The sequence below is a fragment of the Endozoicomonas sp. ONNA1 genome (assembly GCF_024606325.1).
Lineage (GTDB): Bacteria > Pseudomonadota > Gammaproteobacteria > Pseudomonadales > Endozoicomonadaceae > Endozoicomonas_A.
The window spans coordinates 1-14,964 of sequence record NZ_JAHHPN010000045.1; the positions used below are offsets into that span (position 1 = coordinate 1).

At 48.7% G+C, this 14,964-nt stretch carries 14 protein-coding genes; 8 read left to right on the plus strand and 6 right to left on the minus strand.

The window, feature by feature from the left end; all coding sequences use genetic code 11:
- Positions 1-203 (plus strand): 7-cyano-7-deazaguanine synthase (locus KDK19_RS01015; protein WP_257291154.1); only part of this gene is annotated, 203 nt, incomplete at its 5' end.
- Between the two features lie 83 nt (positions 204-286).
- Here the strand turns inward: KDK19_RS01015 and KDK19_RS01020 are convergent.
- On the minus strand, positions 287-1,666 hold the full coding sequence (locus tag KDK19_RS01020; RefSeq protein ID WP_257281328.1) for an esterase-like activity of phytase family protein: 1,380 nt from the start codon (positions 1,664-1,666) through the stop codon (positions 287-289).
- A 205-nt stretch (positions 1,667-1,871) separates the two neighbouring features.
- On the opposite strand from KDK19_RS01020, the gene nadA reads away from it, so the two are divergent.
- Positions 1,872-2,918, plus strand: a complete 1,047-nt coding sequence (gene nadA, locus KDK19_RS01025; RefSeq protein WP_257276470.1) for a quinolinate synthase NadA — start codon at positions 1,872-1,874, stop codon at positions 2,916-2,918.
- Between the two features lie 61 nt (positions 2,919-2,979).
- Here nadA and KDK19_RS01030 read toward each other — a convergent pair whose 3' ends face one another.
- Positions 2,980-4,242 (minus strand): M48 family metalloprotease, encoded by a 1,263-nt coding sequence (locus KDK19_RS01030; protein ID WP_257276471.1) that lies wholly within the window; start codon positions 4,240-4,242, stop codon positions 2,980-2,982.
- A gap of 475 nt (positions 4,243-4,717) precedes the next feature.
- Here KDK19_RS01030 and KDK19_RS01035 point away from each other — a divergent pair, with 475 nt between their 5' ends.
- Both KDK19_RS01035 and KDK19_RS01040 read left to right on the plus strand, forming a co-directional pair.
- Positions 4,718-4,948, plus strand: coding sequence for a sulfurtransferase TusA family protein (locus tag KDK19_RS01035; protein ID WP_257276472.1), 231 nt, complete (start codon positions 4,718-4,720; stop codon positions 4,946-4,948).
- An 80-nt stretch (positions 4,949-5,028) separates the two neighbouring features.
- Complete coding sequence (locus KDK19_RS01040; protein ID WP_257291155.1) at positions 5,029-6,114, plus strand: AI-2E family transporter; 1,086 nt, start codon at positions 5,029-5,031, stop codon at positions 6,112-6,114.
- Between the two features lie 32 nt (positions 6,115-6,146).
- Here the strand turns inward: KDK19_RS01040 and KDK19_RS01045 are convergent, their stop codons facing one another.
- From KDK19_RS01045 to KDK19_RS01055, 3 genes are all read right to left on the minus strand, one after another.
- Entirely contained in the window at positions 6,147-7,751 is a 1,605-nt protein-coding gene (locus KDK19_RS01045; protein ID WP_257291156.1) for a WD40 repeat domain-containing protein, read from the minus strand.
- Between the two features lie 201 nt (positions 7,752-7,952).
- Positions 7,953-8,117 (minus strand): hypothetical protein, encoded by a 165-nt coding sequence (locus tag KDK19_RS01050; RefSeq protein WP_257281331.1) that lies wholly within the window; start codon positions 8,115-8,117, stop codon positions 7,953-7,955.
- Between the two features lie 91 nt (positions 8,118-8,208).
- A complete protein-coding gene (locus KDK19_RS01055) occupies positions 8,209-8,676 on the minus strand; it encodes a peroxiredoxin (RefSeq protein WP_257281332.1) in 468 nt (155 codons plus the stop codon).
- 286 nt (positions 8,677-8,962) lie between these two features.
- On the opposite strand from KDK19_RS01055, the gene dapA reads away from it, so the two are divergent.
- The 4 genes from dapA (at position 8,963) to KDK19_RS01075 (ending at position 13,674) form a co-directional block, all read left to right on the plus strand.
- Positions 8,963-9,838 (plus strand): 4-hydroxy-tetrahydrodipicolinate synthase, encoded by an 876-nt coding sequence (gene dapA / locus KDK19_RS01060; RefSeq protein ID WP_257281333.1) that lies wholly within the window; start codon positions 8,963-8,965, stop codon positions 9,836-9,838.
- Positions 9,835-11,094: an outer membrane protein assembly factor BamC gene (bamC, locus tag KDK19_RS01065; protein ID WP_257287241.1), complete on the plus strand. Its 1,260-nt coding sequence runs from the start codon at positions 9,835-9,837 to the stop codon at positions 11,092-11,094. Before dapA ends, bamC begins: the two co-directional genes overlap by 4 nt.
- Before the next feature lie 30 nt (positions 11,095-11,124).
- Positions 11,125-12,339 carry a phosphoribosylaminoimidazolesuccinocarboxamide synthase gene (locus KDK19_RS01070; protein ID WP_306670697.1) on the plus strand — a complete coding sequence of 405 codons (1,215 nt, stop codon included), beginning with the start codon at positions 11,125-11,127 and terminating at the stop codon, positions 12,337-12,339.
- A gap of 474 nt (positions 12,340-12,813) precedes the next feature.
- Positions 12,814-13,674 carry a tetratricopeptide repeat protein gene (locus KDK19_RS01075; protein WP_257274509.1) on the plus strand — a complete coding sequence of 287 codons (861 nt, stop codon included), beginning with the start codon at positions 12,814-12,816 and terminating at the stop codon, positions 13,672-13,674.
- 53 nt (positions 13,675-13,727) lie between these two features.
- Here KDK19_RS01075 and rdgC read toward each other — a convergent pair whose 3' ends face one another.
- Positions 13,728-14,651, minus strand: a complete 924-nt coding sequence (gene rdgC, locus KDK19_RS01080) for a recombination-associated protein RdgC (protein ID WP_257291157.1) — start codon at positions 14,649-14,651, stop codon at positions 13,728-13,730.
- Between the last annotated feature and the right edge of the window lie 313 nt (positions 14,652-14,964).

A 14,964-nucleotide genomic window follows, 5' to 3' on the forward strand; every position in this document is an offset into this window, starting at 1 on the left:
TTCGTGCTCCTTTGCTGGAACTGACCAAGGCGGAGATTATAAAAGAAGGCAGCCGCCTCGGGGTCGATTACGGGATTACCGTTTCTTGTTATCAAGCTGATGAGCAAGGCCGTGCCTGTGGAGTCTGTGACAGTTGCCGCTATCGTAAAAAGGGGTTTGCCGAAGCCGGTGTTGCCGACCCAACCCCATATGCAGGGTCTTAAACGGTTTAACCCGATTATTGAATGTTTGAAAGCCTTTACAATTTCACACTGTCAGACTCAACGAAGTGCGACAGTGTGGCGAACTACTGCATCTTGAATAGTTTTTCAGGCACTTTAAAGAAGATAATGTCAGTGTTTCTTGGTTTGGGAGAGTTGGCACCATTATCGCTGACCAGAACCAGTAGTTTAGTGCCGTCAGACCCGTCAGGGCCTAGTGTTATCCCTTCAATATTGATTCTTTTAAAGTCCGGGAAGGTTTTTTCAAAATCCCTGGTGCTTAGTAGACGCTGTTTATCTAGCATCGGTAGAGACGTTTTAGTGGCCTCTGTTAGTTTATCGCTGTCCTCTTCTGAACCACTGCCGTCGACAGCCCGGGAAGGAGGTACAGGGTTATTCAGGTCAACCAGATAAACTTCCGAGTAGGAGTAGTTTACGGTTTTTCTATTGGCTTTTTTAACGTGATTTTTTTCGATGACGAGGAGCTGATGATCATTGATGGCCTGAGCATCGCTGATGCTCTGGACAATAACGTCTGTCTGAGGGTCATAAAGGTCTACAGGAACAGAAGTGGGCTGATAATGGTACTGAATGTCCGGTTCAACAGTTGCCAGAAGATGGTTGGCCGTTTCGACCATCGAGAAACGTAATACACGGCTGGGTACAGGGCCTTTATGATAATCCCAGTCTTTTTCATCCTGCATAACGCCTTGTTCAGTGATAGCCAGGTAATCAGAAGTTCCCGGAAGGTGGATCACTGTTTCGAAGCCCCGGTTTCTCTTGACCCCTTTGTCGGAGGGGGACTGGATTTGCAAGCTGAACTCACTGTCATAGATGCCAGGCACCCAGTGTGGAGTCTTCCAGTGAAAGCGCCAGTTCACACTTGAGAACTCGCCGGGGTAATAGTACGCGCCCAGAAGAGTCCCGTCTCTACCTACTTTCAGAAGAGAGCTGTGAATATTCCATCCGGGAAATCGAATCCAGGGGAAAACCGAATTGAACAGAAAGGTTGCGCTTTGTTCCGAAGCGACCAGAAAGGCATTGTCGCCAAGAAAGTCAAAACCTTCTGTATCAATATGGCCATGGGTTGTCCAAAAAACAGAGTCATTAGGCTCAATGATAACTTCCCTGATCCGGGTGACAGACTCTTCCGGGAAAGTGCCTTTGTTTTTTACCAGACCGTTCTTGTTAATAAGAGTTTCTTCCGGTACAAGGTAGTATCGGGGTTGGCCGTTTTTATTGTAATAGTTGGGAACGGCCCCGGTATCATCTGAAAGCAAAATGAATTGATGATGAGCTTTGTCGTAACGGATGGAAGAAATTCCGAGAATGGGCTGATCTTCACTGTAATCCAGCTTTTTACTGCCAAGTAGTCTAATGCCGTTCTGACTCGCACTGACACCTTCTGAGGGAAATAAAGCATAAGCGCAAAAGAAGAAAAGAGGGCATAGTCCTTTGAATGACATGAGACTACCTTTGTTCTTTGTCAGAGCGGGTTCAGAAAGATTGATGTAATCCTAGTCTAAATTCGGCAATTTACCGGATGGGTAGCTGGTCAGTTTTAAGGGTGTTACCCTTCCCTTTTTTCCCGGCTGCCTGAATCTTTCATTTATGTTAAAATCCTTGCGATTTGCCTAATTATGTCTTGTAGAGACTTTCAGACCGATTTTTATGAGTGTACTTAGTGATAGAGCATTTGTTCAGGAGCATATCAGTGGCGCACCCTTTCAGGGCCTGGATGAAGCAAAAGAGCGAGCACTGAAGCAGCAGGTGCGAGAGCTTCTGGAACAGGAAAATGCTGTTCTTGTTGCCCATTATTACACTGATCCAGTCGTTCAGGCTCTGGCTGAAGAAACCGGTGGTTTTGTAGCGGACTCCCTTGAAATGGCTCGCTTTGGCCGTGATCATTCTGCGGATACCCTCGTCGTTGCCGGCGTTCGGTTTATGGGTGAGACCTCAAAAATTCTCAGTCCTCACAAGCGTGTTTTGATGCCAACACTGGAAGCGGAGTGTTCACTGGATATTGGTTGTCCGGTCGATGAGTTTTCGGCTTTTTGTGATCAGCATCCCGATCGTGAAGTGGTTGTCTATGCTAATACATCCGCGGCGGTAAAAGCCCGGGCAGACTGGGTGGTGACTTCCAGTTGTGCTGTAGACATCGTTGAGCATCTGATGGATCAGGACAAAAAAATCATCTGGGGTCCGGATAAATATCTGGGCAGTTACATCCGAAAAAACACCGGGGCAGACATGCTGCTCTGGAATAGTAGCTGTATCGTTCATGAAGAGTTCAAGGCCAAGGGTATTGAAGACCTCAAACAGGTTTACCCGGACGCAGCGGTACTTGTGCATCCGGAATCACCCGACTCGGTTGTTCAGATGGCCGATGTCGTAGGTTCTACCAGTCAACTGCTGAAAGCATCTCAGGAAATGCAAAATGCCACATTTATTGTTGCGACAGATCGAGGTATTTTCTACAAAATGCAGCAGGCGTCCCCGGACAAATCCTTTGTAGAAGCTCCGACTGCTGGTAGCGGCGCTACCTGCAAGAGTTGTGCTCATTGCCCCTGGATGGCCATGAACTCTCTGGAAGCACTGGTTCAGTGTCTTGAAAAACCAGGCCAGTTGAATCTGGTAAAAGTGGATGGTGAGCTCAGAGAGAAGTCGCTGATTCCACTGAATCGTATGCTCGACTTCACGGCATCGCTGTCAGCCTGATCCTCTCAATATCAAGCTGGAAGAATGAGTCGAGGCCGCCCATAGCGGCGGCCTCGTCTGGTCAGCTTTTTTCAAGCTTCTTACGATATTCGAAAATGTCGTTTAACTTTTTATCGATCTTGGCCCTCAGGGCGTAATTATCACCCACCATTTTGCGGGCAAACTGAAGGTGCTTGATAGCGTCGTCCAGGTTGCCTGTCAAGAAGAAGAACTCTGCCCGGGCCTGATGTAAGCCCAGAATGTCATCCGACAGCCCCTGTGCTTCCGCCAGTTCATACCAGATATCCGGGTCGTTGGGTCGGCTGCGACTCAGCCTCAGAAGAAGATCTCTGGCTTCGTTGAATTTTTTGGCTTGAATCAGAATCTCTGCCTTGGTCGCCATTAGCGGATAGTTATCCAGATGAATGGAAAGCGCTGCATCCAGTCGTTTAATCGCCTCATCGGATTTTCCGGTAGCTGATTCCAGCCGGGCCTGAGCCATAATCAAATGCAGGTTGCGGGGGTGTTTCTTCAACAGAATGGTCAGCTCTTTCTCTGCTGTCTTGTAATCCCGTTCTTCCACGCTGGCCAGAGCCAGACCGTAGCGGGTTATGTCTTCCGAGCTGGTATGGCCGGTCTCCAGTTCCTTATATAATTGTCGTGTATAGCGGGCCGGGTCTTCGGTGCTGAGAACCAGCAGTCTCATACGGGTTAGCTGATAATCAAGGCTGCCTTTAGAGCCCTCGGAAGGCAATTGTGCAGCCCTGGCTCTTGAGTCTGAAATTCGGTTGTCGGTGACGGGGTGTGTCAGCAAAAACTCAGGGGGTCGGCTCTGGTAACGTCTGGACTTGTTCATGTTCTCGAATATTTCAGGCATGGCCTGAGGGTCAAAGCCCGCCTTGGCAAGCGTCTGAATACCAATATTATCCGCCTCGCGTTCAAACTGCCTGCTGAAGCGCAGGCGACTGCTCTGGACACCGGCCACTGTTGTTGATAGTGCTGCGGCACCCACCTCGCTGCCTACTGTTGCCATCAAGACAACCGATGCAAGAATGGCGGCAGCGGTCGGCAGGCTCTTGTTCTTGGCATCTTCTACGTTACGGGCATAATGACGTTGGCTCAGGTGGGCCAGTTCGTGAGCGAGTACGGCGGCAAACTGAGCTTCTGTGTCAGCGTTGAAGAACAGACCGGAGTTGACTCCAATGATTCCGCCTGGTGCTGCAAAGGCGTTTAGTACAGCACTGTCTATGACTATGGTATTTAATCGGTGATCCTTAATCTCACTGAATTCAGCCAGGCGGTAGATGAGTCTTTCGAGGTACTCCTTGACCTCGGGGTCACTCACGGTAGGAGTCCGGCTTCGTAAATATTTCAGGTAAGTCTGCCCCAACTCATATTCCTGTTGTGGTGAGACTACTCCGGAGGTGCTGTCCCCCAGGCTGGGCAGTTCAATTGGGGCCGCGCATACAACTGCGGAAGAAGTTCCGAGCCAGGTGCTTAGCAGGGCTGCCACGAGGAAACCCGGTTGCTTCATAGAATATCCATACTCATGTAATCTGCGGTACACTGTATCGTCATAGAGGTGCTGGCTCAAACAGCTATGAAAAAAACATTGCATTTTACGGCCTCCTTACCTTTCGGGTCTGGCCGATAGTGCGTGTGTCACGACTGGTATCTCTGGGTGATCGAAAAAAACAGTCTCCACATCATTTTACACGTCACTGATATTTGCACCATAACCTTTTATTGTGAGACGGGTGGGGTGACTGGTTTCTTGTACAGCTGACTTCCAGCTTTCCTTAAGGAGAATAAGTTTCATCATGATAGAAGTGAATGTTGAACTGGATCTGAAGGGGATGAGTTGTCCGCTTCCCCTGCTCAGAGCCAAGCAGGCACTCAGTAAAATGGATCAGGGCGAGGTGTTGCGGGTTCAGGCCACAGACCCGGGTTCGGTTCGGGATTTTGCCAGTTTTGCCCGCATCAGTGGGCATAGACTGCTGTCCAGTGATGAGGCTTCCGGGGTATTTATCTTTACCCTTGAGCATAAATAAGATTGGATCTTCAATATCCGAAGTCTGACTGGCAATAGACAACCTTGTCAGGCTCCTGAGTAAGTCAAAAGGAAGAAAATATGCTGGATATCATCAGGGATTGGCTGAACCGTTACCTGTCGGATCATGAAGCCCTGGTGCTGCTGTTGATGCTGGTGACCGGGTTTATGGTCATCATCTTTATGGGGAATATGTTGGCTCCGGTCCTGGCGGCACTGGTATTGGCGTTTTTGATGCAGGGCGTGGTGAACTTATTCGAAAAATGGGGAATCCCCCATCTTTTGGCCGTCAGTCTGATTTTTGCTCTCTTCATGGCGGTTCTGCTTATTTCAATATTTCTGTTAATTCCACTGATCTGGCAGCAGGTTACCGGCCTGCTGAATGAATTGCCGAATATGGTGAAGCAGTGGCAGTTGATTCTGAAAGAGCTGCCAGAACTCTATCCGGCCTTTATTTCGGAATCTCAGACAGCGGCTATTAGCAATGCCATCAATATGCATCTGGCCAAGTTCGGCCCCTGGGCTTTGTCATTCTCTATCTCCAGGTTGCCTGGTGCGTTAGGTATCCTGGTTTATCTGATTCTGGTACCCATTCTGGTGTTCTTTTTTCTTAAGGATAAAACCGAACTGCTAGGCTGGATTGGTGGTCGCTTACCCGTGCGACGCCGGCTAATTATTCAGGTGGCGGACGAAATGAATGACCAGATAGCCAACTATATACGTGGCAAGGTTATTGAGATTTTGATTGTTGGCGGAGTCAGCTTTGTAGCTTTTGCCTGGCTAGGGCTAAATTACGCTGTTCTGCTATCTGTGCTGGTGGGCTTCTCAGTCGTGATCCCCTACATTGGTGCCACTGTGGTCACTATTCCTATCGCCCTGATCGGTCTGTTCCAGTGGGGTGTAGGGCAGGAGTTCATGATGCTGATGGTTGTTTACGGCATCATTCAGGCTCTGGATGGCAATGTTCTGGTTCCCCTGTTGTTTTCCGAAGCGGTTAATCTGCATCCGGTTGCTATTATCGTTGCGGTTCTGGTGTTTGGGGGAGTCTGGGGCTTTTGGGGAATATTCTTTGCGATTCCATTGGCGACTTTGCTCAAAGCTGTCATGAATGCCTGGCCCAGTGTGCATGATGTGGAACAGGTGGGCCAGAAGGCTGTCCGGGAATAGACTGCCCTGCACAACAAACAGCTCCTTCTAATTTATGAAATATTCGGGTTGGAGTCTGTTTCAGGATGGAAGTGATTGCTCTGTAGTTCAGTGATTTGCACTGATCCATCCCAACTGGCGGTTACCACATAGCGATTATCGGCGCTAAAGGTGGCTGTATTAACCCAGTCATCATGGTTAATGCTGGCTTTTTCTGACCATGTCCCATCGGTTGCCTGACCAATGACTTTTGCTGTGCAGTCCTCGCTAGCCGTCACTATATGGTGGCCATCAGGGCCGAAGGTGGCTGAGAACACGCTGTAATAATGTTTAAAGATGGCATTTTCTTTCCATGATTCATGAGCGTTCAGGTAAAAGATTTTTACCTTGCCATCATCACAGGCAGTCACCATGTGGCGGCTATCGGGGCTGAAGGTAGCAGAGTTGACAGAATCCTCGTGGTCAAGGTTGGCTATTTCGACCCACAATCCATTGCTATCCCTGCCAAAAATTTTCGCCGTTCGGTCTTCGCTGGCAGTCACTACATAGTGACCATTGGGGCTGAAGCTGACTGAGTTGATAGTCGCTCTATGGGGAATGATACCCTCTAATTCCCATGATCCATCGGGTTTCTGGTTATAGATCGTCGCTGTGTGTTTCCCCCAGGTGATTACCAAATGGTTGCCATCGGTGCTGAAGGTGGCAGATATCTCGTCGCAGTTGTCGGTCCTGAGTTGGTCTGAGTCGATATATTCATGGGAAAGGGTGGCCGTTACTGCCCAGGATCCATCGTCCATCCGGCTGTGGATTTTCGCAGTGTCATCCCGGCAGACGGTTATCACATGGCAGCCATCGCTGCTGAAGGTGGCTGATTGGACAATGCCGTCATGGGGCAGGGAGACTGTTAATGCCCATGATTTATCGGACCCCAGGCTATATATTTTCACAGTGAGATCACAACTGATCGATAGCAAATGCTGACCATCAGGGCTGAATGTGGGTGGTTTGACCCTGGAATGATTGTGGATGCTGGATTTTATTACCCATGGTCCTCCGACCGCTTCCTGGCCGTAAATAATCGCACTATGGTTTTCATTGGTGGTCACCAGATGGCGTCCATTGAGGCTGAGGGCGGCTGAGTTGATAAAATTATTTTCGTGAATAGTGGCTTCTGTATTTAGATTAAATGTTTCACATTGAGACATTAGGCGGGTTCTGATGAAATATAACAGTGCAGGCGAATTATCGCTCTCCATTGGGAGGTTTGCCATTGACTCGGCTAACGCCTTGTTTTCCGTAAAGGGCTTCAACCAATCACGAATTTGATTCCTGTCTTTTGCATTGATGGACGAGCATAGTTGATGTTGGTGCGCTGAAGAGAATTGGCGATACCAGGCATTTGCCAGAGCGTCCTCCTCTCTGACAGCCGTTTGAAGGCGCGAACATGTCAGTCTTGTATTGTGAATATCTCTTTGCAGCAAACAGCGAAAAATTATGGAAGGTGAGGATAAAGACAGTAGTGATGGTCTTTCCATTTTTTCCTCGCCAATAACAGTGATGCTCCTGCCCGCGCTGTCAGTCGTTGGTGTTGGCAATTGAGCTTGCGTTGGTGTTGAGGCCGGACCTTCAACGATGGGAATATTATCTATTCTGTGCATGTCTGACTCCTTAAAAATTTGGAATTTATCTTCGATCAACAAAGTCGTTAATAAATTATGTGTGCAGGTTAGAGACTGCTCGGGAGTGATAAGTTCATAACATTTTGTTAAGTACAACTAACCATTTTTATGCAGTACCCGCAGAATGGCGTCGGACAATGACAGCAAGTAATGAATGAGTACTCTGTAGTTCAGTTATTTTCACCTTGTAGCGCTGACCGCATGGCTGCCACCGGCACTCACCCAAGCTTGTTCGAGCACACCGTCCAGCAGTCCGAAAGCCAGAGCAGGTTTGCGAATAGGAAAATGGACTTGTGCAGATTGCGGAGCTGAACGCCTGCAATTTTTAAACGCAGCAAAGAACATTCTTGCTGCTGGGCATAGCCGTCTCGCTGAAGGAATTCCACTGCTTCAGAGGTTTTACGACGTCCTCTATAGCAGTGGGAGGATGTCAAGATTAACCCAGTGCCTGGGCAGCCTGCAGAACGTCTTCTACATGATTTTTGATCCGGACCTTACGCCATTCGTGTTGCAGAATGCCTTCACGGTCAATAAGAAAAGTGCTGCGCTCGATCCCCATATATTCTTTGCCGTACATATTCTTTAACTTGATGACATCAAACAGCTTGCAGAGTTCTTCATCGGGATCGGAGATCAGTTCGAACGGAAATTCATGTTTAGCCTTGAAGTTTTCGTGGGATTTCAGACTGTCACGGGAGACGCCGAAAATCAGTGTGCCAGCTTCCTGGAATTCTGAGTACAGATCGCGGAAAGTCTGGCCTTCACTGATGCAGCCTGGGGTATTGTCTTTAGGGTAGAAATAAATGACGACCTTCCTGCCTTTCAGTTCGGACAGGGTGACGGTGGTATTATTGGTCGCCTCAGCAGTGAATTCCGTAACGGGTTGGCCTAGGGTAAAGCTCATTGTTCTTCCTTCGATTCTCTTGTCTTGGATAGTAAGTCTTAAATAGTAAACAGTTGTCTCTGCTTCAGCTGGCTTTAACAAATGTCAGGCTTTCATATTCGGTCACAAAATGAGCTTGATCAACAGATTGTCTCGAGATCTGGCAAGCCTGTAGCATAATGCTAATTACTGAAATGGTCTATAAAGCTGGACTGAGTTGAGCGGAATGTCAACGCCGCCCTTGTTAATGGCTGTGTGCGTCAGTAACATTACGCACAGCTTATGACTGATCTCTTGGAGTGGATAGATGATTACCGGTAGCCTTGTAGCGCTCGTGACCCCGATGCAGGACGATGGAGAGCCGGATTGGGAGCGTCTTCAGAAACTGGTTGAATTCCATGTGGAGGAAGGTACTGATGGCATCGTGGCCGTGGGTACTACCGGAGAATCTGCTACTTTGACCGTGCAGGAACACTGTGAAGTGATTAAACGGATTGTCAGGCAGGTTAATGGCCGGATTCCGGTGATTGCCGGTACCGGTGGGAATTCTACCCAGGAAGCCGTTCTGCTGACAGCAGAAGCGAAAATTCTGGGAGCTGATGCTTGCCTGCTGGTGACTCCTTATTACAACAAGCCAACCCAGGAAGGTTTGTACCTGCATTTCAAAACTATTGCTGATGCTGTGGCCATTCCCCAAATTCTTTATAATGTACCCGGTCGAACTGCCGTGGATATGTTACCTGAGACTGTGGCTCGTCTGTCCGGTCATGAAAATATTGTCGGCATAAAAGAAGCGACCGGCATTCTGGAGCGTGGTATCGAGATTCGTCAACTGTGTGGTGATGACTTTGCTATATACTCCGGCGATGACGCTACCGGTATGGAAATGATGTTGCAGGGTGCTAACGGCGTCATTTCTGTCACCAACAACCTGGCTCCCCGTAAAATGCACGAGATGTGTGTGGCGGCTCTGGATGGAGATCGGGCAACAGCAGAAGCAATTAACGCTAAACTGGATGAACTGCATCAGAAGCTGTTTGTTGAGGCAAACCCAATTCCTGTGAAATGGGCGCTGTCGAAGATGGGGCTGATTGGAGAGGGTATTCGCCTGCCTCTGACACCCTTATCAGAAGGTTATCACTCGGATTTGCGAGAAGCCCTGAAGCAGGCTGAGCTGATTTGATTATTAGAGGTTCAGGTGGGTTCAGCCTGACCTCAGTCTACGGTTATGACTCAGCCCGGGAAAATGAAAGATGTCATCCGGGGGATTGTTATGGAGCTTTTCAGAATGGAGATCGTATGTCGCGAGCGATGAAAACCTTGCCGGTTATGGCCTGTGCTCTGGCGCTGACAGGTTGTGCCAATCCATTCGGCAAGGAGGGCTATTTCCGGGATAAATCCGGTGATTATACCCAGGCGAGGGTGACCAGGCCGTTGGAAATTCCGGAGCAGATGAACACTGAGCCTATGGTGGAATCCTTGTCTATTCCGCCCATTTCTGCGGACCACTCTCATCTGGAGTCCGAGTTTGATGTGCCAAGGCCTGACCAGCGCCTGACTCAGGAGGAGGGAAGAGTCTATACCATCGAAAGGGCAGGTGATGAAGAATGGTTGCTGGTGGGTCATTCCCCTGATGAAGTCTGGCCAAAGCTGCTGGCCTTCCTGGAAGAGAATAATATTCCGGTCAGATCCCGAAATGTAAAACAGGGGGTTCTTGAAACTGAGTGGACTGACCTGGGTAAAGATCCCGAAAAAGGTTATGTCGCCAGTGCATTCAGTAAACTGATGGGGGCTGAGGTGACTGGCCCTGTTGAAGACCGATTTCAGTTTGAAGTGCGTCAGGGTGTGAAACCGAATTCTACTGAGGTGCGCCTGAGGATCAAGTCTCGTGCCATTTTGGAGGAAAGTCAGTCGACCACCGAACCCAAGTGGAACAACCTTTCGGAGCGCAGTCAGAAGATGCGTGACAGTATCCTGAACGAACTGCTGTTGTTTATGGTGCGGGATGACAGTGATAAATCCGTCTCCTACTTGGCTCAGGATCTGAACCTGGGTGACCTGGCTGTTATTGAACAGGACGGTGCCGGTAACCCGCTACTGAGAATGGATCAACTCTCTTATGCCCGTAGCTGGTCTGCAGTTGATGCGGCCCTGCAACAGACAGGGGTGGATGTGACTGACAAGAACCGTTCGGCAGGTATCTTCTATCTGCAGGTAGACCCTAAAGGAGTGGTCAGGAAAGAGAAAGAGTCCGGTGGCTGGTTCAGTGGCTGGTTTGGCGGTGGTGAAAAGAAAGAGACACCAAAAGAGGTTTTGTTAATGAGGGTCTCAGAGTTGAATGGGGTCGTCCGGGTATCGGTAGAAAAGGATGCCAATACTTCAGCGCCTGCCGACATCAGTCGTAAGTTGCTGAATCTTGTGAAGGAAAACCTCAAGTAGTGTAGAATCCCAGTGTTAAGGCCAGTCTCCATGACTGGTTTTTTTTTGTTTTTGTTTGCCAGGCAACGCAAACAGTTCCATGGGGCGGCTTTAAGTTTCGCTCCTGTTGATTGTTCATTAGTAGAAGGCAGGATATTGGCAATGAGCCTTGCTGGTAAAGTACTGGCCGTAAATAACGACCTTCCTATTCGAACAGAGCTTCCCGTGCACTCAGGCAAGGTCCGCTCTGTTTACTGGTTGACAGAGGCGGACAGCCGTCGCCTGATCAGGGAAAAGGGCTATGATGTAGCTGACGATACCCCTTTGGCCATCATGGTGATTTCTGACCGAATGAGTGCCTTTGACTGTATCTGGAGGGGCGAAGGCAACATGAGGGGGGTTCCCGGTAAAGGGGCTGCCCTGAATGCGATCTCCAATCATTGGTTCAAACTTTTCAGGGAGTCCGGTCTGGCTGACAGCCATATACTGGATATTCCCCATCCCTTTGTCTGGATTGTTCAAAAAGCCCGGCCAGTGATGATTGAAGCGATCTGTCGTCAATACATTACAGGGTCGATGTGGCGAGCTTACAGCAAGGGTGAGCGTGATTTCTGTGGTATCCAGCTTCCGGATGGTCTTGAGAAGGACCAGAAATTACCGGAATTACTGGTGACACCTTCCACTAAAGGTATTTTGAAAGGAATCCCCGGTGTGCCAGAGGTGGATGATGTTAACATCACCCGGGCTGACCTTTTGACGAATTACGACGCTTTCGGCTTTCAGAAGCCTGAAGATATTGATCGTTATGAAAGGCTCCTGAGAGAAGGCTTCGGTGTCATTTCACAAGCTCTGGGTCAGTTGGGCCAGGTGTTTGTGGATACCAAGTTTGAGTTTGGTTATGTCACCGGTGTTGACGGTCAGGACAAGCTCATTTACATGGATGAAGTGGGGACACCGGATTCTTCCAGAATTTGGGACGGAGCTTTCTACAGGACCGGTAAGGTGGTGGAAAACTCCAAGGAAGGTTTCCGTCAGCAGTTGCTGAGTTATTTTCCTGATCCGGACATCCTGCTCAACAAGGACAGGATGGACGAGAGACGGGCTCTGGCCGAAGAGAATGAGCTGCCCCCATCCATCATGATGGCCGTTTCCAAAACCTACCTGGACATTGCTGAGCGCATAACAGGCGAGCCTCTTCAGCTCTCGGACAACCCCAAAGCTGAAGTCGTCACCATTCTCAAGGATGAATATGGTTTGATTGATTAATGACTTTGGTCCGGAGTTCTTCGGTTCTCTGGGTCGGTTTGACGAGGGGGTGGTCTTTTAATAGCGATTGGTTATTAATAAAAATCTGCAGTATGACGGGAATCGGCTTACTTTTTTCAATTTATAGTCCACGTAAGGCTTACGTCATCTGTTTTTTATGCACAAATGTCAAGCCCTTGACGTCAAAAAAATGCATCTGGTCTAAGTAATTGATTTTATAAGGATGAGTTGTAACCTATTGAAAAATAAAGAAAAATAATTGATCAAAAAATGATCGATTTGTATGAGGGGCAGTAAGAATAGGTCTTTCTGAATGATTTCACGGGTTCTTCCACAAACTTATCCACAGATTTTGTGGGTAAGATTTCAGTAATGCTTCATCTGGAAGTCATGTAATCTGCCACCAAAGCCCTTTATTACAACTTTTTATTAAAGAATGCTGGGCTCCTGACGAGTCGGCTAGAGAATCTGAGCATGAATGAATTGCCAAATATTGTAGATCTGACTGAAGAAAATGTCCGAGAAGTATTAATTGAGCAGTCGGCCCAGCGACCGGTGCTACTGGATATCTGGGCTGAGTGGTGTGAGCCCTGCAAGAGTCAGCTACCGATTCTGGACAGCCTGGTAGAGAACTATCAGGGTAAGTTTCTGTTGGCCAAGCTGGATGCTGAGCAACCTCTGGGCCAGCAGTTAATGGCTCAGCTGGGGGTGCGTAGTGTACCGACTCTGGTCTTCTTTCATCAGGGACAGCCTGTGCAGGTGTTGTCCGGCTTGCAGACTGAAGCTGCCCTGAAAGAAGTGCTGGACCCGTTAACCATGAGCCCTGTGGAGCGGATCAGGTTACAGGTTGAGCAGTTGATTGAGGAGGGGCAGCATGAGCAGGCGCTGACGCTGTTACAACAGATTCTTCAGGAAGAGCCTGAAAATCACGGGCTTCAGGTGCTTCAGGTTAACCTGCTGCTGGCAGTAGGTCGCATTGACGATGCCAAAACACTGATGGCTGCATTGCCTGACGATACTGCCGGTATTGCCCAGCCCAGGGCAAAGCTGGCTTTTTATGAAATGATGGTAGAAGCACCGCAAAGGGTAGAGTTGGAAGCTTGTCTTCACGATAATGAAAACGATCATGAGGCACGTTATCAACTTGCTATCAGTCAGGTGGTTGCCGATGAAAATGAGCAGGCTCTGGAAAACCTTCTGTTGATCGTGAGGAGAGACCGTGCCTTCCGCGATGACGGCGCCAGACTTTTAATGCTGAAGGTTTTTGATCAGCTGGGTGCTGGAAGCTCACTGGCCAAGCGTTATCGAGGCAAGCTGTTTGGCTTGATGCATTGATGCATTGATGGATTAGTGAGTCGGGCTTCCTGTGAATGGAAGCCCGATGGCGATTAAGGTTCAGCAGTTGCTTCCGTGAGTCCGCCCAGAGTCTCGACCAGATCATTGATCAGCTTTCTCAGGGAGAGGCTCATGACTGCGAAATCGGCATCAAATTGTTCGGCTGCGGTTTCCGCTTCCACTTCGTCCAGTTGATCCTGGATCACTTCACTAAATTTTAGTTTTCGAACAGTCAGGTCATCGCTGAGCACAAAAGTCTGAGCTTCGTCCCATTGCAGGGATAATTTGCTTACCTGCATGCCACCTTCCAGGTGTGCCTGGATTTCTTCTGTGATCAACGTCTGTCTGCGAACATTAATCTGTCCACCCTCGTCACCAGGCTCTCGCAGGTCGCATTCGTCACCCAGAATAAAAGGCGCTGGCACTGCAGGGTTTTCGGACAGCCATTGTGTCATGGAGGCTGAGGGCGGGTTCTTTAGGGAGGGGTTAATAATCGGCAGGCTGCCCAGGCATTCCCTTAAACAGCTGGTGAGTTCTTCTGCTTTCTTGAAGGAGGATGCGTCCACAACCAGCCAGCCCTCTTTTGTATCCACATAAGCGAACGTTTTCTGGTGTTTGGTGAAGGCTCTGGGCAACAATTCCATTGTAATGTCATCCTTGAGCGCTTTTTTTTCTTTGCTGAACACTTCTCGTTGTTCTTCTTGTTCTATTGTTTCTATTTTTTCTTCCAGGGCATCCTTGATAACACTGGCGGGAAGAATCTTCTCCTCTTTCCTGGCGCAGATCATGACAAAGTCACCAGTGGTGTGTGTCAGCATATCGCCATGGCGACCCAAAGGTGGAACCCAGCCATATGAGCTAATGTCCTGGCTGTTGCAGCCACGAAAGCGTTTTTCAGAGAGCTTCTCTTCCAGCTCCTCACTATTCCATTTAACGGGTTTGGTAAAACGATAGAAAATCAGGTTTTTAAACCACATGATTGAGTCCATGCAAAATTGAGTGTCTGCATTATACGCATCAAGCTTCCGCTACGTGAGAGAAAGTACATGCTGTTTCTGGCCCGAAAGCATTCATAAAACTGCTTTGATCGGTTTAGGATTTTTGCAGCCTTAATACAGTTTTGCAGTACTCTGTTGCGGATGCTTATAAAAAAAGTGTCTAAAGGCTGTTGCGTGAAGTTCGGTTCGCTGCTTATAATGCGCCGCGTTGTTGAGAGACACATGGCCAAGACCGAAAGGGTGATTAGCTCAGCTGGGAGAGCATCTGCCTTACAAGCAGAGGGTCGGCGGT